General features: G+C 61.8%; 18 protein-coding genes and 1 riboswitch. Of the genes, 6 read left to right on the top strand and 12 right to left on the bottom strand.

Features of this window, described 5'->3' with window-relative positions; translation table 11 throughout:
* Positions 1–133: 133 nt before the first annotated feature.
* On the bottom strand, positions 134–1,855 hold the full coding sequence (locus QWB57_RS02750) for a lysophospholipid acyltransferase family protein (RefSeq protein ID WP_288968240.1): 1,722 nt from the start codon (positions 1,853–1,855) through the stop codon (positions 134–136).
* A gap of 200 nt (positions 1,856–2,055) precedes the next feature.
* On the opposite strand from QWB57_RS02750, the gene metK reads away from it, so the two are divergent.
* Positions 2,056–3,264, top strand: coding sequence for a methionine adenosyltransferase (gene metK / locus QWB57_RS02745; protein WP_288968239.1), 1,209 nt, complete (start codon positions 2,056–2,058; stop codon positions 3,262–3,264).
* 128 nt (positions 3,265–3,392) lie between these two features.
* Positions 3,393–4,967: an SDR family oxidoreductase gene (locus QWB57_RS02740; RefSeq protein ID WP_288968238.1), complete on the top strand. Its 1,575-nt coding sequence runs from the start codon at positions 3,393–3,395 to the stop codon at positions 4,965–4,967.
* A 155-nt stretch (positions 4,968–5,122) separates the two neighbouring features.
* Here the strand turns inward: QWB57_RS02740 and QWB57_RS02735 are convergent, their stop codons facing one another.
* On the bottom strand, positions 5,123–5,644 hold the full coding sequence (locus QWB57_RS02735) for a redoxin domain-containing protein (RefSeq protein WP_223626042.1): 522 nt from the start codon (positions 5,642–5,644) through the stop codon (positions 5,123–5,125).
* A 70-nt stretch (positions 5,645–5,714) separates the two neighbouring features.
* On the opposite strand from QWB57_RS02735, the gene QWB57_RS02730 reads away from it, so the two are divergent.
* Both QWB57_RS02730 and ahcY read left to right on the top strand, forming a co-directional pair.
* Positions 5,715–7,580 (top strand): ATP-binding cassette domain-containing protein, encoded by a 1,866-nt coding sequence (locus tag QWB57_RS02730; RefSeq protein ID WP_223626041.1) that lies wholly within the window; start codon positions 5,715–5,717, stop codon positions 7,578–7,580.
* 19 nt (positions 7,581–7,599) lie between these two features.
* Positions 7,600–7,689: riboswitch (S-adenosyl-L-homocysteine riboswitch) on the top strand.
* A gap of 25 nt (positions 7,690–7,714) precedes the next feature.
* Positions 7,715–9,163 carry an adenosylhomocysteinase gene (gene ahcY / locus QWB57_RS02725; RefSeq protein ID WP_288968237.1) on the top strand — a complete coding sequence of 483 codons (1,449 nt, stop codon included), beginning with the start codon at positions 7,715–7,717 and terminating at the stop codon, positions 9,161–9,163.
* A gap of 58 nt (positions 9,164–9,221) precedes the next feature.
* Here ahcY and QWB57_RS02720 read toward each other — a convergent pair whose 3' ends face one another.
* The 5 genes from QWB57_RS02720 to QWB57_RS02700 all read right to left on the bottom strand — a co-directional run bounded on the left by QWB57_RS02720 (position 9,222) and on the right by QWB57_RS02700 (position 13,665).
* Positions 9,222–9,728 carry an SRPBCC family protein gene (locus QWB57_RS02720; RefSeq protein ID WP_288968236.1) on the bottom strand — a complete coding sequence of 169 codons (507 nt, stop codon included), beginning with the start codon at positions 9,726–9,728 and terminating at the stop codon, positions 9,222–9,224.
* Positions 9,729–9,796: 68 nt separating this feature from the next.
* A complete protein-coding gene (locus QWB57_RS02715; protein WP_288968235.1) occupies positions 9,797–10,360 on the bottom strand; it encodes a DUF2894 domain-containing protein in 564 nt (187 codons plus the stop codon).
* Positions 10,353–10,991: an OmpA family protein gene (locus QWB57_RS02710; protein ID WP_223626030.1), complete on the bottom strand. Its 639-nt coding sequence runs from the start codon at positions 10,989–10,991 to the stop codon at positions 10,353–10,355. Before QWB57_RS02710 ends, QWB57_RS02715 begins: the two co-directional genes overlap by 8 nt.
* Positions 10,988–13,042 (bottom strand): hypothetical protein, encoded by a 2,055-nt coding sequence (locus QWB57_RS02705; RefSeq protein ID WP_288968234.1) that lies wholly within the window; start codon positions 13,040–13,042, stop codon positions 10,988–10,990. The genes QWB57_RS02710 and QWB57_RS02705 overlap by 4 nt, the downstream gene beginning before the upstream one ends.
* On the bottom strand, positions 13,039–13,665 hold the full coding sequence (locus QWB57_RS02700) for a DUF3348 family protein (RefSeq protein ID WP_288968233.1): 627 nt from the start codon (positions 13,663–13,665) through the stop codon (positions 13,039–13,041). Before QWB57_RS02700 ends, QWB57_RS02705 begins: the two co-directional genes overlap by 4 nt.
* A 177-nt stretch (positions 13,666–13,842) precedes the next feature.
* Between QWB57_RS02700 and metF the strand changes: the two genes are divergently transcribed.
* Positions 13,843–14,667, top strand: a complete 825-nt coding sequence (metF, locus tag QWB57_RS02695; RefSeq protein ID WP_288968242.1) for a methylenetetrahydrofolate reductase [NAD(P)H] — start codon at positions 13,843–13,845, stop codon at positions 14,665–14,667.
* A 51-nt stretch (positions 14,668–14,718) separates the two neighbouring features.
* The gene (locus QWB57_RS02690; protein ID WP_223626023.1) at positions 14,719–15,288 is read left to right on the top strand and encodes a hypothetical protein; all 570 of its coding nucleotides are present in this window, start codon (positions 14,719–14,721) and stop codon (positions 15,286–15,288) included.
* Positions 15,289–15,327: 39 nt separating this feature from the next.
* On the opposite strand, the gene QWB57_RS02685 is transcribed toward QWB57_RS02690, so the two are convergent.
* From QWB57_RS02685 to QWB57_RS02665, 5 genes are all read right to left on the bottom strand, one after another.
* A complete protein-coding gene (locus tag QWB57_RS02685; RefSeq protein WP_223626021.1) occupies positions 15,328–16,428 on the bottom strand; it encodes a branched-chain amino acid aminotransferase in 1,101 nt (366 codons plus the stop codon).
* Between the two features lie 37 nt (positions 16,429–16,465).
* The gene (locus tag QWB57_RS02680; protein WP_223626018.1) at positions 16,466–17,800 is read right to left on the bottom strand and encodes a HAMP domain-containing sensor histidine kinase; all 1,335 of its coding nucleotides are present in this window, start codon (positions 17,798–17,800) and stop codon (positions 16,466–16,468) included.
* The gene (locus tag QWB57_RS02675) at positions 17,793–18,476 is read right to left on the bottom strand and encodes a response regulator transcription factor (protein WP_223626016.1); all 684 of its coding nucleotides are present in this window, start codon (positions 18,474–18,476) and stop codon (positions 17,793–17,795) included. Before QWB57_RS02675 ends, QWB57_RS02680 begins: the two co-directional genes overlap by 8 nt.
* Positions 18,477–18,691: 215 nt before the next feature.
* Positions 18,692–19,603, bottom strand: a complete 912-nt coding sequence (rimK, locus tag QWB57_RS02670) for a 30S ribosomal protein S6--L-glutamate ligase (RefSeq protein WP_223626014.1) — start codon at positions 19,601–19,603, stop codon at positions 18,692–18,694.
* Between the two features lie 63 nt (positions 19,604–19,666).
* Complete coding sequence (locus QWB57_RS02665) at positions 19,667–21,961, bottom strand: NADP-dependent malic enzyme (RefSeq protein WP_223626012.1); 2,295 nt, start codon at positions 21,959–21,961, stop codon at positions 19,667–19,669.
* Positions 21,962–22,038: the final 77 nt, after the last annotated feature.

The following is a 22,038-nucleotide window of genomic DNA, read 5'->3' as shown; positions in this document are numbered from 1 at the left end:
CGCGGCGATCGGCTTTGGGGGCGATGGCGGCACAGATGACACCGCCGTAAAACAAGTGGGTGATCGAATCCATGCGATGAGTTTATACAAGCGTGCCTTTATCGGTGGGTCTGTATCGACACACCCTTGGCCATCATGCGTTTTCCGGCATCGCTGTTGCGCCGAAATAGCGTTGCCGCTTTTTGGGCCGCATCTTCTGCAAATCGACCTCGATCAAGCCATCCACGGCATCGCTGAAATCCGGATCCACGCCGAAAGCCAGAAAGCGTGCACCACCAGGCTCACATAAATCCACGTACTGCTTGTAAAGCATCGGCACTTGCATACCCAACACATCCAGGTTGGCCTTGAGCACGCGGAAGGCGGTGTCGGCGTCCAACGCGGCATCGCTGGGCTGAGCGGCCTCGTAATGAAAGGGGCTGCGCGACACCGCTTCGCCCTGCGGACCGCCGTGCCAATGCGCGTAATGGGCCACGATCTGCGCGCGTGCCGCCGGCGGCAGTGCAGCACTGATCGACACCGCGCCAAACAGATAACGCACCCGTGGATAGGCACGCAGATAGGCACCGATGCCTTGCCACAGATAATCGATGCTGCGACCACCCCAGTATTCCGGCACCACAAAGCTTCGCCCCAGCTCCATGCCCTGCGCGATCCGCACCAGCGCGTCCTCGCCGTAGTCGAACAGGCTGGCGGTGTAGAGCCCGCGCAGGCCGTGTGCCGCCAGTACCGGTGCGCCGCGGGCGATACGATACGCGCCGGCAATCTTGGCCGCGGCTTCGTCCCACAGCACGATGTGTTCGTACCAACTGTCCCACGCATCCAGATCCTGCCGACGCCCGGTGCCCTCGCCCACCGCACGGAACGTCAACTCGCGTAGACGGCCGATCTCGTGCAGCAAGGGCGAATCCACCGCCAGCTTGCCCACCCGGATATGCTTGCCATCACTGGTTTTCCCAAGCAGACGCAAGCGTTCCACACCGGTGCGAACCAAATCCGGAGCAATGGCTTCGACCAACGGCTCCGGCCGGTCAGGCTCGGGTGGCATTCCACGCTGCCGCCGCGTGCCCAGTGCATACAACTCGTGGCGAATATCGCGCAGTAACGCGCGGTCATCCGCATCGGCAGGAAGTGTGCGTGGCGTACCCACGCGCAGTACGATCTTGCGGGCCCGGCGCGCAAACATTTCGCGCGCCAGCAGCGCGGTACCCACCGGCTTGAACAGTGCGGATGCGCCATAAAACAGCGCCGAATTACGGGCCTGAACCCGCACCGGCAATACCGGTGCATCGCAGCTGCGAGCAAACCGCAAAAAGCCACGCCGCCAGCGACCATCGCGAATACCGGCTGGGCCAAGCCTTGAAACCTCGCCTGCTGGAAACACAATGACGCATTCCTCACGCGCCAAGGCCGCCGCCACTGCGCGCACGCTGTCCATCGCAGGCTGTCCGCCCATGATGCGCACCGGCAGCAACAATCCACCCAAACCATCCACCGCCAATAAAACATCATTGGCAACGATGCGCACATCGCGCCGCACCTGCCCCACCAGATCCAGCAGCGCCAACGCATCCAGTGCGCCGGAAGGATGGTTGGCAACAATCAGCAAGCGGCCCTGCGCAGGAATGCGTGCGCAATCTTCAGCGCTGGCCACATACCCCGCACCCAGGTGCCGCATCGCAGCGGCCACAAACTCAAATCCACGCACATGCGCATTGGCGGTCAGGAATGCATCGATTTCATCCAACCGGGACCAACGCGCAAGCCGGCGTAACAATGGTTTGGCGATGACCGCGTGACGGCCACGGAACCAGTGGGGAAAACGCTGCTGCAAACGCTGTTCAAACTGGATCATGGCGGTACATGGCTGCCGTGGTATGGACAAGACTGCGTTACTTCCGGGACAAGCCCATGGCAGCCACATGTCCAAGCAATGACGCCAGGCTTAACGTTTGTGCAACACCATGGCCTGCCGATATCGGGCAGGATGCACAGCGGTCAACATCGCGCTATCATGCGCACCCATCTTTCCATCCGAATACAAGGATATAAGCAATGTCCAGCTACCTGTTCACGTCCGAATCGGTCTCTGAAGGCCATCCGGACAAGATCGCCGACCAGATCTCCGATGCAGTGCTGGACGCGATCATCGCGCAAGACAAACACGCCCGCGTGGCCTGCGAAACGCTGGTGAAGACCGGCGCCGCCATCGTGGCCGGTGAAGTGACGACCAGCGCGTGGGTGGACATCGAGGCGCTTGCGCGCAGCGTCATCAACGGCATCGGCTACGACAATTCCGACGTCGGCTTCGACGGCCACACCTGCGCCATCATCAACATGCTCGGCAAGCAGTCGCCCGATATCAATCAGGGCGTGGACCGCAAGAAGCCGGAAGACCAGGGTGCGGGCGACCAAGGCCTGATGTTCGGCTATGCCTGCAATGAAGCACCGGAGTTCATGCCTGCGCCGCTGTACTACAGCCACCGTCTGGTGGAACAGCAAGCCAAAGTGCGCAAGGCCGGCAAGCTGAAGTGGCTGCGGCCGGACGCCAAGTCGCAGGTAACCCTGCGTTATGACGGCCACAAAGTGCTGGGCCTGGACGCCGTGGTGCTGTCCACCCAGCACGATCCGGACATCAAGCAAAAAGACTTGGTCGAAGCCGTGCGCGCGCACATCCTCGCCCCGGTGCTGCCGAAAAAATGGCTGGACGCGCTGCCGAAGAACAAGGTGCACATCAACCCGACCGGCAAATTCGTGATTGGCGGGCCGGTGGGTGACTGCGGCCTGACCGGACGCAAGATCATCGTCGATACCTACGGCGGCATGGCCCGTCATGGCGGCGGTGCGTTCTCGGGCAAAGATCCGTCCAAGGTGGATCGCTCGGCTGCTTACGCGGCGCGTTATGTGGCCAAGAATATTGTCGCCGCGGGTCTGGCCGACAAGTGCGAAGTGCAGGTCAGCTACGCCATCGGCGTGGCGCAACCGACCTCCATTTCCGTGACGACCTTCGGCACCGGCAAGGTGGGCGATGATGTGATCGAAAAACTGATCCGCGCCCATTTCGACCTGCGCCCGTATGCCATCACCCGCATGCTGGACCTGGAGCACCCGATCTACCAGCCCACCGCCAGCTACGGCCACTTCGGCCGCAAGCCGAAGGAGATCAGCTACACCGACGGCGCCGGCAAGAAGCAAAAAGCCACCGCCTTCAGCTGGGAAAAGACCGACAAGGCCGAAGCCCTGCGCAAAGCCGCAAAGCTGTAAGAGTGGGCCCTGCCCGCCACCGGACAGCAACCCAAGCAATACAGCGAACGGGTCGCAGCAATGCGGCCCGTTCTTTTTTTGCAACGCAGCCACGTGTCTCAATCACCACATAGCGCAAGACCCACACCATGACCACCAACACCCCACCCTCCAGCGAGGCCGGCGCAGCTTCGGGCCAACACCTGGTACTCGAACTGCTGGAAGCCATCGCCGCCGACCGCACCGTGCTGGATGCGTGGCCAAGCAAGGAACGCGCGCGCCTGCACCAGGCCATCGCCTCGATCTATCACCCGGAGCCCAAGCTGCGCCGCAAGCAGGCCAAGGTGCGCGAACGCGAACGCAATGCCGAAGCCGTGCGCCGCGCCGAAGCCGTGCTCAATCAGACCGGCATCCGTGAACTGCGCCGCAAGCCGGTATTCACCACACCGAATTATTTCCCGCCGGCCTTGCCCTCGCCCGCCTTGGCTGCGCCGGAAGTCGCGCCGCAGGAATCCAGCGAGCTGTTGCACTGCTACGTTTGCAAGCAGAAATACACGCTGCTGCATCACTTCTACGACCAGTTGTGCCCGGCGTGTGCAGACTTCAATTTCGCCAAACGCAACGAACTTGCCGACCTGCACGGACGCGTTGCCTTGCTGACCGGTGGACGAGTCAAGATCGGCTATCAGGCCGGCCTGAAACTGCTGCGTGCCGGTGCGCAACTGATCGTCACCACCCGCTTCCCGCGCGACTCCGCCGCGCGTTACGCGCAGGAGCCGGACTTCGCAGAATGGGGCCATCGCCTGGAGGTGTTCGGTCTGGATCTGCGTCACACGCCCAGCGTCGAGGCGTTCTGTCATGAGCTCCTGGGCAAGCTGCCGCGGCTCGACTTCATCATCAACAACGCCTGCCAGACCGTGCGCCGCCCACCGGAGTTCTACGCGCACATGATGGAAGCGGAAACCGCCGCACTGCACGACATCCCACAGGACGTGCGCAAGCTGCTGGGCAGTTACGAAGGTCTGCGCAGCTACAACATGTTGCCGGATGCCAATGCCGCAGCGATGCAGGTGACGATCGGTGGCAGCAGCGAAAACGCGGGGCTCACCCGCTCGGCAGAGCTCTCGCAGGTGCCGCTGTTGGCCGAAGAATTGCTGGGGCAAAAGCACCTGTTCCCGCAGGGCAGGCTGGACCAAGACTTGCAGCAGATCGACCTGCGCGGGCGCAACTCATGGCGGCTGCTGCTGCATGAAGTGCCCTCGGTGGAATTGCTGGAGACCCAGTTGGTCAACGCCATCGCACCGTTCATCATCAACGCGCGCCTCAAGCCCTTGCTGCTGCGTACACCCGCCGGCACCGAACACAGCCGCGACAAACACATCGTCAATGTGTCGGCGATGGAGGGGCAGTTCTACCGCAACTTCAAGACTACCCGGCACCCGCATACCAACATGGCCAAGGCCGCGCTGAACATGATGACGCGCACATCCGCCGCCGATTACCACGGCGACGGCATCCACATGAACAGTGTGGACACCGGCTGGATTACCGACGAGGATCCCGCCGAACTCGCCGCACGCAAGGTCGTGGAGGAACGCTTCCACCCGCCACTGGACATCGTCGACGGCGCCGCCCGCATCGTCGACCCCATCATCCACGGCATCAACACCGGCGAACACGTGTGGGGGCAATTCCTGAAGGACTACAAACCCACCGCCTGGTGATGGCACGCTGAGCACCAGCCTGCCCAGCGCGGGCGCGGTCCGGGATGCCGTACACACCACATCCATATCCATCCAGCACTCGGGTGCGGCTTTCCCAGCCTGCAAGATTCCGTTGTCCGGATGTCCTCTGGTTTACCAATGCCGATGCAAACTGATCAGCCGCATGTCCCTCCCATGCTGCAAGCCTCGCCCGCGTCAGCAGCTGCATCGGCACCCATCGCCTCGCCCATCAACAATGCCACTTGCGCGCCCAGCGCCATGTCTTCCATTTGCCCGAAGTGCTGGTGCCGCAGGCGGCCGGCGCGGTCGATGATCAGCAGCGTGGGCGTACCGCGCATGCCATAGGCGGCCATGGTGCGCGGAATGGGGCCGGTGTCCGCGGGCATATCCACACCCACCGGGAATTGGATCCGGTATTCATGCAGAAAAGCCTGCAGCGCCACCGGCGCCATCGCGGTGTGGTGCTCGAACACGGTATGCAGGCCCAGCACCGCAACACGGTCTTCGGGAAACACATGGCGCATTTTTTGCACTTGCGGCAAGCCATGCGACACGCAACCTGGGCACAACATCTGAAAGGCTTCAATCACCACCACTTTGCCGCGCAATGCGGCCAGCGTTACCGGTACTTCGGTGTTGAACCACTGCGTGCATTGCAGCTCTGGGGCCATTGCCATGCTGTCCATCGTCCTGCTCCCGTGCACCATTCCTCAAGGGATTGTGCACCTTGCGCGGTAAACTAGGCGGATGCCTTTACTCCAACTCCAGAATGTCGACTACAGCGTCGGCGGTCCGCTCCTGCTTGAGCAGGTCAACCTGACCATTGAACCCGGCGAGCGCGTGTGCATCGTGGGCCGCAACGGTGCGGGCAAGTCCACCTTGATGCGCCTGATTTGCGGCGAGATCAAACCCGACGATGGCGAAATCCGCGTGCAGGGGGGCGTGGTGGTGGCGCGGATGGCGCAGGAAGTGCCGCAGGACACCCATGGCAGCGTGTTTGACGTGGTGGCACTGGGACTGGGCGATCTGGGCGCGCTGCTGGCGCGCTATCACCACGCGGTGCACGACGGCGACATGGACGCGATGGCCGATGCGCAGACGCAAATCGAGGCGCAGCACGGTTGGGATCTGGACCGCCGCGTGTCGCAGGTGTTGGAGAAATTGGAATTGCCGGAAGACGTGGATTTTTCCTCGCTATCCGGCGGCATGAAGCGGCGCGTGTTGCTGGCGCAAGCCCTGGTGCGCAACCCGGATGTGCTGTTGCTGGATGAGCCCACCAATCATCTGGACATCGAGGCCATCGACTGGCTGGAAGGCTTCCTGAAATCGTTCAATGGCAGCCTGATCTTCGTCACCCACGACCGCAGCTTCTTGCGTGCGCTGGCCACCCGTATTTTCGAAATTGATCGCGGCCAGGTGACCAGTTGGCCCGGTGATTACGACAATTATTTGCGCCGTCGCGAAGAACGCCTGCATGCGCAGGCGCAGGAAAATGCCCGCTTCGACAAATTGCTGGCACAGGAAGAAGTGTGGATCCGGCAAGGCATCAAGGCCCGCCGCACCCGCAACGAAGGCCGCGTGCGTGCGCTGAAAGCGATGCGCAACGAACGTGCCGAACGGCGCGAGCTGACCGGCAAGGTGCGGATGGAAAGCGCGGCCGCACAGGCCTCCGGCAAGAAAGTCATCGAACTCACCCAGGTGGCGCAGGCGTTTGGCAACAAGCTCATTTTGCGCGATGCCAGCACGGTGATTTTGCGCGGCGACAAGATCGGCATCATCGGCCCGAATGGTTCCGGAAAATCCACCCTGCTGAAAATCCTGCTGGGTGAGCTCACGCCCGATGCCGGCACGGTGGAGCAAGGCACGCAGTTGCAGATTGCCTATTTCGACCAGCATCGCAGCCAACTGGATGAGAGCCGCAACGCGATTGAGAATGTGGCCGGCGGCGCGGATTTTGTGGAGATCAACGGCAGCCGCAAACACATCATCGGCTACCTGCAGGATTTTTTGTTTTCGCCGGAACGTGCGCGTGCGCCGATCACCCGGCTGTCGGGTGGTGAGCGCAACCGTCTGCTGCTGGCACGGCTGTTTGCGCAGCCATCGAATTTGCTGGTGATGGACGAACCCACCAACGACCTCGACGTGGAAACGCTGGAGCTGCTGGAAGAATTGCTGCTGGACTACAAAGGCACCCTGCTGCTGGTCAGCCACGACCGTGACTTTCTCGACAACGTGGTCACCAGCACGCTGGCGCTGGAAGGCGAAGGCAAGCTTGGCGAATACGTGGGCGGCTACAGCGATTGGTTGCGGCAGCGGCCTGTTGCAAGGACTGCTGCCATCGAAAAACCGACGGCAGCACCTGCAGCTCCGGCGGTACACACTGCCGCCGTCGCGAAGAAAAAACTCAGTTTCAAGGATCAGCGCGAACTGGAACTGTTGCCGGCCAGGATCGAGCAACTGGAAACCGATATCGCCAGGCGCAGCGCGGCGATGCAAGACGCTGCGTTCTACAAGCAGGATGCCGCGAGCCAGCAGCGCGCCAACACCGAACTGGTCGCGCAACAAGCTGAATTGGAGGCCGCGTTTGCGCGCTGGGAGGCGCTGGACGGATAAGTCACTGATATAATCCGACCCCGCCGAGGGGCGCTGCGATCGTGTCGCTGTCATCGATAGCTGCACGGCCAGGCTCGGCAACCGTCCTGCACAACGGCGCCCGTGACCGCAACCACTGCACTCACGGAGCCAACATGAACGCACACATCAAAACCTTCTCCCAAGAAGGCGACTACAAAGTCGCCGATATTGCCTTGGCCGATTGGGGCCGCAAGGAATTGGATATCGCCGAGCACGAAATGCCGGGCCTGATGTCGATTCGCCGCAAATACGCACCGCAAGCGCCGCTGCAAGGCGTGCGTGTCACCGGCAGTCTGCACATGACCATCCAGACCGCGGCGCTGATCGAAACCTTGAAGGATATCGGCGCCGATGTGCGCTGGGCCTCGTGCAATATTTTCAGCACGCAAGACCACGCCGCCGCCGCGATTGCCGCCACCGGCACCCCGGTGTTTGCATGGAAAGGCGAGACCCTGGAGGAATATTGGGATTGCACGCTGGATGCGCTGAGTTTCCCCGACGGCAACGGCGGCTACCTTGGCCCGCAACTGGTCGTGGATGACGGCGGCGACGTCACCCTGCTGATCCACAAGGGTTATGAGCTGGAACAGGGCGATGGCAGCTGGGTGAATTCCGCATCGGGCAGCCATGAAGAACAGGTGATCAAGAACCTGCTCAAGCGTGTGCACGGCGAGCGCCCCGGCTACTGGACCCGCGTCGTTGCCGACTGGAAGGGCGTATCGGAAGAAACCACCACCGGCGTGCATCGTCTGTATCAACTGGCGGAAGTGGGCAAGCTGCTGGTGCCGGCGATCAACGTCAATGACTCGGTGACGAAATCCAAGTTCGACAACCTGTACGGCTGCCGCGAATCACTGGCCGATGGCCTGAAGCGGGCGATGGACGTGATGCTGGCCGGCAAAGTGGCAGTGGTGTGCGGCTATGGCGATGTGGGCAAGGGCAGCGCGCATTCCCTGCGTGCTTACGGCGCGCGCGTGGTGGTGACTGAAATCGACCCGATCTGCGCCTTGCAGGCAGCGATGGAAGGGTTCGAGGTCAACACCGTGGAATCCACCTTGGGCCGTGCCGACATCTATGTCACCACCACCGGCAACAAGGACATCATCCGCGTGGAACACATGCAGGCGATGAAGGACCAAGCCATCGTCTGCAACATCGGTCACTTCGACAACGAAATCCAAGTGGACGCGCTGAAAGCCTTGCCTGGCCTGATCCACACCAACATCAAGCCGCAGGTGGACAAGTACACGTTGGCCAATGGCAACAGCATCTTCCTGCTGGCCGAAGGCCGCTTGGTCAACCTTGGCTGCGCCACCGGCCACCCCAGTTTCGTGATGAGCAATTCGTTCGCCAACCAGACGTTGGCGCAGATCGACTTGTGGGCAAACAAGGATGTCTACGAATCCAAGGTCTATATCCTGCCGAAGAAACTGGACGAGGAAGTGGCGCGCCTGCATCTGGAAAAAATCGGCGTGAAGCTGACCACGCTGACTGCCGAGCAAGCCGACTACCTTGGCGTGGCGGTGACCGGGCCATACAAGCCGGAGCATTACCGCTACTGATTGCAGTTGCGCAGGTTGCACACCCACGGGCACCGCAAGGTGCCCGTTTTGTCTGGCATTACCCCAATGCCGCCACCTGCTCGGCATAGGCTTTGCGCGCTTGTACGAACACATCGAACGGGAACTTGATGGAGACGCCTTCCAGAGCGGCTGCCAGCATCTCCAGATGGGCATCGAAGCCGGCGCAGGCTTTGGCAAGGTCTTCGCCTTCCGGCACGCGCATCGACAACTGCAACTGCGTGCCGGCACCCACATCCTGCAGCTCCCAGCGCAGCGGGCGCTGCGGTTGCTGGCCGCTGCTCCACGAATATTCCAGCAAACGGCCGGCCGCGAACGCGGACAGGTTGCTGTCGATGGTGATGCCGCTGTCGGCAAAATCGATCCGTACCGCGCCACCTGGCTGCTGCACGATGCTGCCGGGGGCCAACCACTGCGCCATCGCGGCCGAATCGGTGAGCATTGTCCATACGGCAGCGGTGCTGTGCGCAAACACGCGCTGCAAGCGGCCTTCAAGCCCGGCTTGACCCCGCACGATGCGGCCCAGTGATGCTAGTTGTGTTTCCACGCGGCAAACCTGTTGCGATGAGATAGCTGGATTTAGCCGCATCCGCACACGCACTGCCTTGATGCACGTCAGTCGCGGCGCTTGCGTACCCGTGGGGCGCGACGTGACGTTGCCACCGCAGCACTGGATAGCGTGGCCGAAACCATGGGTTCCAGCGCCACCAATACCTCCAGATAGGTGAGCAGGCACTCCAGATACGCCGGGGAGGCCGCCTGCATCGCATCCAGCATGCGCAGCACCAGACGCCCGGAATTGAGCGGCCCGGCATGTTCTTGCGGCTGCGCGAGCGATTGCCGCAATTGGCTGCGGGCGCGTACCGTACGCCAGGTGCGGCGTGCATCTTCCAGCATCGGAATCACTGGTGCAGCGTCCGGAGTCACGCGTTCAGCAGGCCATGCGTCGCTGCACGCATCGGCACCCGGCCACTGCTGCAGCAACATCGCCAATGGACTCACTCCCGCCCCACTCTGCTCTGCTGCAGGCCTGGCTTCGGGAAGCTGATTGCAGGATGCAAGCAACGCATGCAGACGTGATTCCAACAACCCGCGCACTGCGGCATCTTGCCCTTGCATGCGCTGCACCAACGCCTGCGCGCGAAGCCGCAACAAGGTGGATTGCGCACACTCAGTCATGCGTGGTCTGCGGGCGCGGCATCGGTGCGATTTCCACACGCCGATTGCGGGTTCGTCCCGCTGCATCGGCATTCGATGCCACCGGCTGTTGCGCGCCAAAGGCTGCGGAGAAAATCGATTGTGCCGGCACACCTGCGGCAATCAGCGCACGCGTGACAGTGAGTGAACGTTGTGCGGACAGTTCCCAGTTATCGGCAAAGTGGCGATTGTCGGCGTGCACCGGCTGGTCATCGGTGAAGCCACTGACCATCAGGATTTCACTGCGTGCATGCAGGTAGTCGGTCAACGGCCCGGCCAAGCTGGTCAGAACGGCCAGCCCTTCCGGCTGCAGAGCATCGGAGTTGCGTGCAAACAGCACGCTGCCACGAATGCCGATGCGCCCATCCACCAGCGTGATGCGGCCTTCCGCCAACGGTGCGGCCAGTGCCTGCTCCAGCGCGCGTCGGCGTTGGTCGGCCAAGGTGCGCTGCTGGATTTCATCGCGCAGGCGGGTTTCCAAATGCAATTGCACGCCGATCACGCCGACCAGAATCAGCACGAACACACCCAGCAACACCGCCATCAAATCACCGAAGGCAGCCCAGATCGGTGGCCCTTGCTCCAGCGCGTCGTCGTCCAATTCCATACTCATGCCACGCTCAACGCACCGCGCTGTACTTCCAACTGGCGCAAGTCGTCCACAATCTGGCGCTGCGCCAGCAGGCTCAAATCCACCACTTCGCGGGCTTGTGCCACGTAATAGGCCAGCTGCTCGTCACTGCGCAGCAGGGATTTTTCCAGCGCACGTTCAATCGTCTGCAGGCGCTCTGCCATCTGCGTATTGTTGGCGCCAAACGCATCCACTGCCGCTGCAAACGCATCGCCAAGACTGGCAATTTCCAGTGCGCTGGCACTGGCGCGGGTGGCCGCCGCATCCAGTTTTTGCGCATCGGCTTCGATCCGTGCATCGAAGCGCGCACCTACGGTTTCCAGCAATTGCGACGAAGTGCCCACCAGGGTTTCGATGGCACGTGCCTGCTCACCGGAGGCGCGATTGACCGCGTCCAGCAAGGCACCCAAGGTATCCAGCAATTGATTGCGCTCGGCCAGCATCGCGGTATCGCGCTGCATGCTGTCGGCCAGCGATTGCCGCAGCTCGCCGATGACCTCCGCGGCGACCCGCGGTGCTTCGGCGGCGGCCTGCATCAGTGTGCCAATTTCGGTGAGGGTGGCATTGGCCTGCTGGCGGCCATTGGTGGCAATCGCCTCGGCACTGGCCTGCAAGGCGTCGCACATCTGCTGCTGGCGTTGCGCACTGGACTCGCCCAGCTGCGCCCACGCTGCGCACAGCACCTCGCCGTGTTCGACCATGGCCGCGCGCCATGCATCCAGACGCTGACTGTCCTGCGCAGCCAGTTCGGTTTGTGCATCCCGCTGGGTGACCGCAAGCTGCGCCAGCAAGGCTTCCGCCTGCTGCTGGAAGTGGCCGACCGTATTCGACAGCACCTGCTGTTGTGCCTCCACCAACGCCGCTTGCGCGGCTTGCTGCCGCACCATTGCGGCATCCCACGCCGTTGCCTGGGCCGCAGATTGCGCCTGCATGGCCTGCTGCCAATGCACGGCAATCTGGCCGGTAGCCGTCTGCAAACTGTCGTGACTGGCTTGCACTTGGGTTTGCATCGTTTGCGCCACGCGTTCGTGCACGCTGTGTGCACTGCTGGCGATTTCGGCCATGGTGGCCTGCACGACAGGTTGCAAGACGCGGCTGGCCGCATCGGCCCCTTTCGCCACGCCATCTTGCAATGACCGTTGCACACGTTCGGCCAATTGCAGGTATGCGGCTTCGTTGCGATCCAGGAACGTCTGCTGGCGTTCGGCCTGTTGCGCATGCGCAACTGCGTCGCGGCGTTCAATCGCATCGGCCAATGTCTGCAAACGCTCCACCAAGGTGGGCAGCAATGCACTTTGATTGTGCAGCAACTGCCAGGTGCCTTCCTGCCGATGATCGCGGGTGAATACCTGCAACGGGCCGGCGATGGCGGTATCCAGGGCACGCGCAGCGAACAAACGCTGGCGGCGGCACAGCGTCGTCAGCACACCCAATACTGCGGAACTGGCAATCCCTGCGATCGAGGTGCCGAAGGCGTAGCCCAAACCTTTCACCGGCGCGGCCAGCGAATCACGGATCGCCTGCAAATCGCTGGCGCTTTCCAACGCGATGCCGGTGCCGCGCAAGGTGACCATCATCCCCAACAGCGTGCCCAACATGCCCAGCAGTACCAACACCCCGGACAGATACGCCGGCAAGGTGGGGGCCGGCAACGCCACGCGCTCGCCGGCCACACGCAGACCCACCGCAGCGCGCAACGAGACATCCAATGTGTGCAGCCAATGCGCAAGTTCCGCCGGGGTGTCCTGCAAGGTATCCAGCGCCGTCTGCAAACCCGCCGTAGCCTTGCGATAACGCTGCAACTCGGCGCCACCAATCAGGTACACCACGGCAATCAGCAGGCACACCCCCAGCACCATCGGATTATTGCTGGCATGCACTGCGGCCACCCAGGCCACCACAACCAAGCCCAGCATGAACAGAGCGGTGCCAGACAAACCGTACAGGAACGTTTGCCAAGCGGCGAGCGTATGCGCCCGGAATGGTTTCTGGGGCTGCGTCTGGTTGTGCATCGAGTCTTCCATCAGGGTCATTGCAGCGCCGCCTGCAAGCCATCGATCGGCAGAAAGCGGGCATCGAGTTCTGCCAATTGCAGGTTGCGTACCTCACGTTGAAATCCACGCCAATCTTGTGCAGCGTTCTGTGCGTGGCGCTGTTCAAAGCGTTTGCCCAGCAGTTCGGGCAGCGCCGTGAACAGTGCGTGTTCGCGTGGGCTCAGCACCGCCTCCATCACCGCGTCAAGTTCGGCCAAACGCACGCATCCGACATCGCCTTGCGCCAGTGCGTCGCGCAATTGCCCGCGTAATTGCCCGGTACTGACTTGCACTGCGTGCTGAAACGCCACGTAGTGCTGGCGCACAGGTGCAAATGCGGCCTCGGCTGCTTGCGCCTGTGTATCCATCACCGCATCCCGCACCGGTGCTGCGATCACCTGCTCACGCAGGCGCTGGCGCGCACGCTCGCATGCAGCAGCCAGTTCTTGTTTGCGCCAACTGATCGCCCCCCCGTCAGCCGCTGGCGCGGCATCCAACACCCGCGACAAACGCACCGCGCGCGTCCAATCCAGCCATTGTTCCAGCGCTTGATAGAACGCACGTGGCGGCTGATTGGCTTGGGCGTCCAGCACCTCGGTCAACAGGCGCACGAAAGTTGGCACCGGTGCGGGCGCCTGTGGGAGGGGTTGCATGCAGGGGGGGCTTGCGGAAAACCGTCTATTTTACAGGGTTGCCGTCTTCAGATTGGTTGACCTCACGCTCCCCGCTCATTATCCATATATCGCTTTATCGCGAACAAGAGATATATAATTGGTGCAACTTTGCACGTGACCATCGCAATGCTGCCCATCAGCTTCGAGTTCTATCCCCCGAAGACCGACGAACAACGCGAACAACTGGACCGCAGCGTGCGCAAGCTCAAGGCTTACGCGCCGGAATTCATGTCCGTCACGTTTGGTGCCGGCGGCTCAACCTTGAGCCACACACCGGAAACCGTGCAGCACTTGCGGGGGAGTCACGGCATGGTGGGTGTGCCGCATCTGACCTGCGTGGGCGGCAGTCGCGAGGAAATCCGGCATTTGCTCAAGCTCTATCGTGCCTTGGGCTGCAACCGTATCGTGGCGCTGCGTGGTGATTTGCCGTCGGGCATGGCGCGCAGTGGTGATTTGCGTTACGCCAATGAATTGGTGGCATTGATTCGGCAAGAGCATGATGACTATTTCCACATCGAAGTGGCCGCCTACCCGGAAACGCATCCGCAAGCCGAACATGCGCAGGCGGATCTGCGCCATTTCAAGCTGAAAGTGGATGCCGGTGCCAGCAGCGCGATTACCCAATATTTCTACAACACCGATGCCTATTTTCGGTTTGTGGACGATGTCCGCGCCTTGGGGATGGATATTCCGATCATCCCGGGGATCATGCCGATTGCCAACTTCAACCAATTGCGGCGCTTCTCTGAAGCTTGCGGCGCGGAAATTCCACGCTGGATCGTGCAACGCATGCGCGCATTGGGTGATGATGCCGAAGCGATCCGCGATTTTGCTGCAGATGTGGTGGCGCAACTGTGTGAACGGCTGATTGCAGGAGGTGCGCCCGGCCTGCATTTTTACACGTTGAATCTGGCCAAACCCACGCAGGCGATTTTGCAGCGCTTGGGGTGATGCCGACGCCCCGGGCTTCCACCCAGGCAGGTCACCGCGTACCCTGCATCGATGCGGTCTTTCCTACTCGCCATGTGTTTGCTGCCGGCTATTGGCTGGATGCCGCCGGCACCGGCACAGGTCAGACGTTGCAGCCTGCCTGATGGCAGCCTGATCTACACCGATCGTCAATGTGAAGCCATTGGCGCGCGCGAACGCTTGCCCCCCGTACTGCCTGCCGATGGTACCTATCAACGCCGGATGCTGTGTGCCCGCAGTCCGCAGGAATTGGCCGATGGCTTGGCTGCGGCGGTACAGTCTGGCGATGCCAACCGCATCGCCGCGCTGTATGACTGGACCGGGATGGGCAGTCACACCGCCAATGCGGTGATGGATCGCCTGCAAGCGATTGCCGATCGCGGTTTGGTGGACGTGCAAGTGCTGCGCTCGCGCTCGGCCGATTCCGATGCAGACACACCGCAACGGTTCGATGAAACCAGCGGTCAGCTGCTGACCCCGGCACCGCGTCCCTCGCGTATCCTGGGACTGCAACTGAGCCAAGTGCAGAAGAACGGCTATACGCCGATCAACACACGCTTTGGCATGCATCGGCGCATGGATTGCTGGTGGCTGCAACCGTGAGTGGTGCCGTGACACTTGCGGCACCACCCGGCACAAGGCTTAGCGCAGCCTGACCAACCAACCGTGGCGGTCGGGCAGGCGGCCATATTGAATGTCGGTCAATTCCTGACGAAGCGACATCGTCACTTCGCCGGCGGGTGCGTTGATGTCACCCACCGCAAAATCCTTGCCCTTGAGCTCGCCAATCGGGGTCACCACCGCTGCGGTACCGCAGGCGAAGACTTCGGTGATTTCGCCCGAGGCCACGCCGGTCTTCCATTCGTCGATGGACACTTTGCGTTCCTCGACCTTGAGCCCGCGATCGCGTGCCAATTGCAGGATGCTGGAACGGGTGATGCCTTCCAAAATGCTGCCGGACAGTTCCGGGGTGACGATGCGGCCGTCCTTGTACACCAGGAACACGTTCATGCCACCGAGCTCTTCCAGATACTTACCCTCGACCGGATCCAGGAACAACACCTGCGAGCACCCCTGCGCATAGGCTTCTTGTTGCGGAAGCAATGAGGCGGCGTAGTTGCCACCACACTTGGCGGCGCCGGTGCCGCCCTTGGCCGCACGCGCAAAGTCTTCCGACAACCAGATCGACACGGGGGCCACACCCTTGGCGAAATACGCACCGGCCGGGCTGGCAATCACGTAATAGCCTGCGGCTTGCGCGGCACGCACGCCGAGGAAGGCCTCGGTGGCGATCATGAAGGGGCGAAAATACAGGCTGCTTTCCGGTGCCGAGGGCACCCATGCATGGTCGATGGCCACCAACTGGCGCAGTGATTCGGTGAACTCGGCAACCGGCAATTGCGGCAACGCCAAACGCGCGGCAGAACGCTGCAAGCGTGCACCATTGGCCTCGGGGCGGAAGGTCCAGATCGAACCATCGGCATGCCGATAGGCTTTGATCCCTTCAAAAATCTCCTGCCCGTAATGCAGCACCGACGCCGCCGGATCCAGCGACAACGGGCCATAGGCGCATACCTTGGCAGCGTGCCAACCCTGCGCTTTATTCCACTGGATCGCCACCATGTGGTCGGTAAAGTGCTTACCAAAACCCAGCTCGCTGGCCAAAATGGCGTCACGCTGCTCGGCGCTGCGGGCGTGCTCGGAGGGGATGACTTGAAAGGCCAGCGATGCGGGGGCGTTCATGCGGAAATCCTGGAAAGATATCCGCCTATTATGCGGCCTAAGCCCGCTCCTGCCCCTGACCAAAGGTCAAGGTGGCCACGACCCCCTTGTCCGCACCCGGCCGCACGCGCACGTCCCAGCCATACAGGGTGCACAGGCGGCGCACGATCGACAGGCCAATCCCACCGCCCTGCGAATGCCCGGCATGGGTGCCGCGATAGCCACGGGTAAACAATTTGGCGGCATCTTCGGCGCTCAGGCCGGGGCCGGAATCAACCACCTCCACCGAATCCTGCAACACCCGCACCACCACTTCGCCGCCGGGCGTGTACTTCACCGCGTTGCCGATCAAATTGCCCAACGCCACCGCCAGCGCCGAATCCGGCACATCCAGTTGCAGGCGGGTATCGCCTTCCAACCGCAATTCCACCGGCTTGCCGGCGAGCTGCGCCCGGTGGCTATCCAATTGCTGCTGCGCCACTTTCGCGACATTGCATTGGCCCACCGCACGTTCATTGCGAGAGAGCAGCAACAGGGCGCTGATCAAGTCGGTGCATTGCTGCTCGGCCCGCTGGATGCGGGCCAACCGGGTGCGCGTACGCTCGTCCAGCTCGGTGCGCGCCAACAGCAATTCCACGGCACCCCGGATCACCGCCAATGGCGTGCGCAACTCATGACTGACATCGGCATTGAACTCACGGTCGCGCTGCACCACCTCGGTCAAGCGCGCAGCGTAATCATCCAGCGCCTTGGCCAACTCGCCCACTTCGTCATCTGGAAAGCTGGCCGCCAGCGCTTCAGGCTCGGCGCTGTTGCCGGAGCGGCGCAAGCGTTGCGCCAAATCGGACACCGGGGCCATCACCTTTGATGCCGACCACCAACCCAGCAACAAGGCAAACACACTGAACGCCAATACGGCACCGAGCAGCCAACGCGTCAGCAAATCCGAGGTTGCCGCCGCGTCGGTGACGTTGTAGCGCACCAAGCTGGTGAACGGCTTGCCCTGCTGGCTCAGCCCACGCCGCACGGCCACTTTGTAAACCAGCATGACCCCGTTGCCATCATGCTCACGCACCTCATGCATACCGGGTGTCAGATACCGATACAGCGGATTGATTTTGAACGCATTGTCATCGCTGAAGGTGCGTGCGTCGAACATCAGGAAATACGGCTGCTTGTCGGGCTGTGTTTCCACTTGTTGCACCAGACTGGCCACTTCGCGCTGCAGGGTTTTTTCAATCAACTGGTTTTCCAGTCGATTGCGCAGATGCAACATCGCGACCGCAAACAGCGCGGTCAGGCCAAAGCCCAACAGTGCAAACGAAACGATGATGCGGGTGCGCAGCCGCCGCCGGGCAGGCGTTGCGCTGCGCGACGCGGGTGACTCAGCCATCGGCTTCCGCTGCGGCAATGCGATAACCGATGCCATGTCGGGTCTGGATCATGGCGCTGGCAAAGGGTTTATCCACCAAGGCGCGCAAGCCGTGGATATGTACACGCAGGGAGTCCGAATCAGGCAATTCTTCACCCCATACGCGAGCTTCCAGATCTTGCCGGGTCACCACCGCCGGTGAGGCTTCCATCAAGGCCTGCAGAATCTTCAGTGCGGTAGGGTTGAGTTGGATGGCCTTGCCTGCGCGGTGCACTTCCAAGGTTTCTAGGTTGAATTCCAGCTCACCCACATTCAGCACCCGCGCCGGCAAGCCCCGCCCACGCCGGACCAATGCATTCAAGCGCACGTTCACTTCCTGCAGCGCAAACGGTTTGATCAAATAGTCGTCAGCACCAGAATCGAAGCCCGCCAATTTGTTATCCAGCGAGTCGCGCGCGGTCAGCATCAGTACCGGGGTTTGTTTGCGTGCTTCATTGCGTAGTTTGCGGCAGACTTCCAAGCCATCCATGCCCGGCAGGTTCAAATCCAGCACGATCGCATCGAAGTCGTGTACCACCGCCAGATGCAAGCCGGTGATGCCATCGGCGGCGAAATCCACGGTATGCCCGCAGTCCTCCAAATAGTCGCCCAAGTTGGCGGCGATATCGGAATTGTCTTCAATGACGAGGATGCGCATGCGTAAGTTCCAAGAGAGCGGCTTGGCAGGATAGACCGGTGCCGCGTGCGTCGGTTCCCCGATTCTGGCACAGCTCGCAGTGCCGGGTGCGGCCATTCAGAACTGCAGGCAAATAAAGGCCCGGACGTGGGAGCGTCCGGGCCGAAACGTCACTTATGCCCTGCATGACCGCTGGGGGGAAGATCAGCGGTGAGGGGATGTTGCCGTAGATGCGATTAAGAATCCGTCAAATTGGTGTTTGAAGTGTGTTGTTTCAGCGCGGCAGCGGCGGTGTGTTCGATCACCGCACCCGCCACGTCAACCCCGGTGGCGGCTTCTATTCCTTCCAGTCCCGGTGAGGAATTCACTTCCAGCACCAGTGGCCCGCGCTTGCTGCGAATCAAATCCACGCCAGCCACACCCAAGCCTAGGATTTGCGCCGCATGCACGGCGGTGGCCACTTCAGCACGGGTGGGGCGCACCGGCTTGGCGGTGCCACCGCGATGCAAATTGGAACGAAAATCCCCCTGCGGGGCCAACCGACGCATGGCCGCAACCACTGTGTCGCCCACCACGAAACAGCGCAGATCGGCACCCTTGGCTTCGGCAATGAATTCTTGCACCAGGAAATTGGCATACAGCCCGCGCAGGGTTTCGATGGTGGCGCGCGACGCAGACGGCTTTTCGGTCAACATCACGCCGGCACCTTGGGTGCCCTCGTTGAGCTTGATCACATGCGGTGGCGGACCGAGCATGGCCAACAGGTCGCCGGTGTCATCCGGATTATCGCCAAACACGGTGATCGGCAGGCCAATTCCCTGCGCCGCCAATACCTGATGACAACGCAGTTTGTCGCGCGCGCGCGCAATCGCCGACGCGCTATTAGGCGAATAGCTGCCCATCAATTCAAACTGGCGCAGCACTGCGCAGCCGTAACGGGTGATCGACGCACCGATGCGTGGCACCACCGCCGCGTAACCGGCCAGCGGCTTGCCCTTGTAGCGCATATCAAAACCGGCACTGCTGATCCGCATGTAGCAGCGCAGCGGATCCAACACGCGCACGCTGTGGCCACGCTCGCGCGCGGCCTCCACCAATCGGCGGGTGGAATACAGCTTGCCATTGCGCGACAAGATGGCGAACTTCATGGCATGCCCTCCGTGCGGATGCCGTTAGCGGTTGACGCCGGTCAAATCATCGAAACGCCGCGCTTATCGCGCCCGCAGCTCCGCACGGATATGCGCCTCCACCGCAGCAATCGCGGTCATATTGACGATGCGGCGCGAGGACGAGGCCGGGGTGAGGATGTGTGCGGTCTTGTCCAGCCCCATCAGGATCGGGCCGATGGCCACGCCGCCGGTGGCCACGCGAATCAGGTTGTAGGCGATGTTGGCCGCATCCAGATTCGGAAACACCAGCAAATTGGCGCTGCCACTCAAGGTGGTATTGGGGAAAATGCGTCGGCGCAGGACTTCATCCCACGCGGTATCGCCCATCATTTCGCCATCAATTTCCAGTTTGGGTTGGCGCTGCCGCACGATCTCGTACGCACGGCGCATTTTCGCTGCGCTGGGGTCTTGGTGACTGCCGTAATTGGAATGCGACAACAACCCGATCTTGGGTTCGATGCCAAGCAGTTTCAAGCGGTAGGCCGCCTGCAAGGTGGCCTCGGCGATCTGTTCGGCAGAGGGATCCAACTGCACATGGGTATCGACGAAGAACCACGCACCGGCATCGTTGATGACCGCCGTCATCGCGGCGGTGCCACTGACGCCGGCATCAAAATTGAACACGCTGCGCAGATAGCCCAACTTCTTGTGATAACGGCCCACGATACCGGTGATCAGGGCATCAGCTTCGCCACGCTCCACCATCAGCGCAGCAATCAGCGTGGGACGTGAACGCAGCAGGTTTTTGGCAGCGTCTGGGGTCACGCCACGGCGCTCGGTCAGCGCGTGGTACTGCCGCCAATAGTCATCGAAACGCGGGTCGTCGTTGATATTGGTGAGCTCGAAATCCACGCCGGCGCGCATGCGCAAGCCAAGTTTTTCGATGCGCGATTCAATCACCTCCGGCCGCCCGATCAGCACCGGGAACGCCAAGCCATCGTCGATCACCGCCTGCACCGCTTGCAGCACCACGTATTCTTCGCCCTCGGCATACACCACGCGCTTGCGATGCATGCGCGCACGGTCGTACACCGGCTTCATCATCAGGCTGGTGCGGTGAATGAACTGACCCAGTTTTTCGCGATAGGCAGGCAAATCCCGGATCGGGCGCAGGGCAATCCCCGAATCCATCGCCGCCTGCGCCACCGCCGGTGCCAAGCTGGTCAACAGGCGCGGGTCGAATGGGCGCGGAATCAGGTATTCGCAACCGAATTTCGGTACATCACCGCCATAGGCGCTACCCAGATCCGAGGCTTCCTTGCGCGCCAGATCGGCGATCGCGTGCACGCAAGCCAGCTTCATCGCCTCGTTGATGCTGGTGGCACCCACATCCAGCGCGCCGCGGAAAATATAAGGAAAGCACACCGCGTTATTGACTTGGTTAGGGTAGTCCGAGCGGCCGGTGGCGATGATGGCGTCCGGGCGCACCTTCTTGGCGTCTTCCGGCAGAATTTCCGGGTACGGGTTGGCCAGCGCCAGAATAATGGGCTTGTTCGCCATCGTGGCGACCATTTCCGGCTTCAGGATGCCGCCTGCGGACAAGCCAAGGAACACATCTGCACCGTCCACGATCTCTGCCAGCGTGCGCTTGCCGGTATCCCGCGCGTAGCGGGCCTTGTCGGGATCAAGATTGGCACGGCCACTGTGAATCACACCCTCGCGGTCGAAGGCGAGGATGTTTTGCGGGTTGACGCCCAGCGCCACCAACATGTCGAGGCAGGCAATCCCGGCCGCGCCGGCACCGGTAGTGGCCAGCTTGACCTGAGCGATGTCCTTGCCGGCGACTTCCAACGCATTGAGCACCGCCGCACCCACAATGATCGCGGTGCCGTGCTGGTCGTCATGGAACACCGGAATCTGCATCCGCTCGCGCAGTTTGCGCTCCACGATGAAACATTCCGGCGCCTTGATGTCTTCCAGATTGATGCCACCGAAGGTCGGCTCCAGGCTGGCGATGATGTCCACCAGCTTGTCGGGGTCACGCTCGTTGACTTCCAGATCGAATACATCGATGCCGGCAAATTTCTGGAACAGCACACCCTTGCCTTCCATCACCGGCTTGCCCGCCAGTGGGCCGATATCGCCCAGCCCCAGCACCGCAGTGCCATTGGAAATGACCGCAACCAAATTGCCGCGCGCGGTGTATTCGCTGGCTTTGGCCGGGTCCGCGGCAATTTCTTCGCAGGCAAAGGCCACCCCGGGCGAATACGCCAATGCCAGATCACGCTGGGTCACCATGGGCTTGGTGGCCGTCACCTTGATCTTGCCCTTGGGTTCCAGCCGGTGGTAATCCAGTGCCGCTTGCTTCAGGTCGTCATTGGCGGGGGTATCAGACATCGCTGCGTGTTCCAGGTGCGGATAAGGGATGATACCGACTCTACCCGGCTACGGCCCTACCCAGGAACCCCTATCCG

Origin of the sequence: uncultured Thermomonas sp. (genome assembly GCF_937872235.1) — a bacterium.
Taxonomy (GTDB): Bacteria; Pseudomonadota; Gammaproteobacteria; order Xanthomonadales; family Xanthomonadaceae; genus Thermomonas; species Thermomonas beijingensis.
This window is presented reverse-complemented; position numbering and strand designations above follow the sequence as displayed.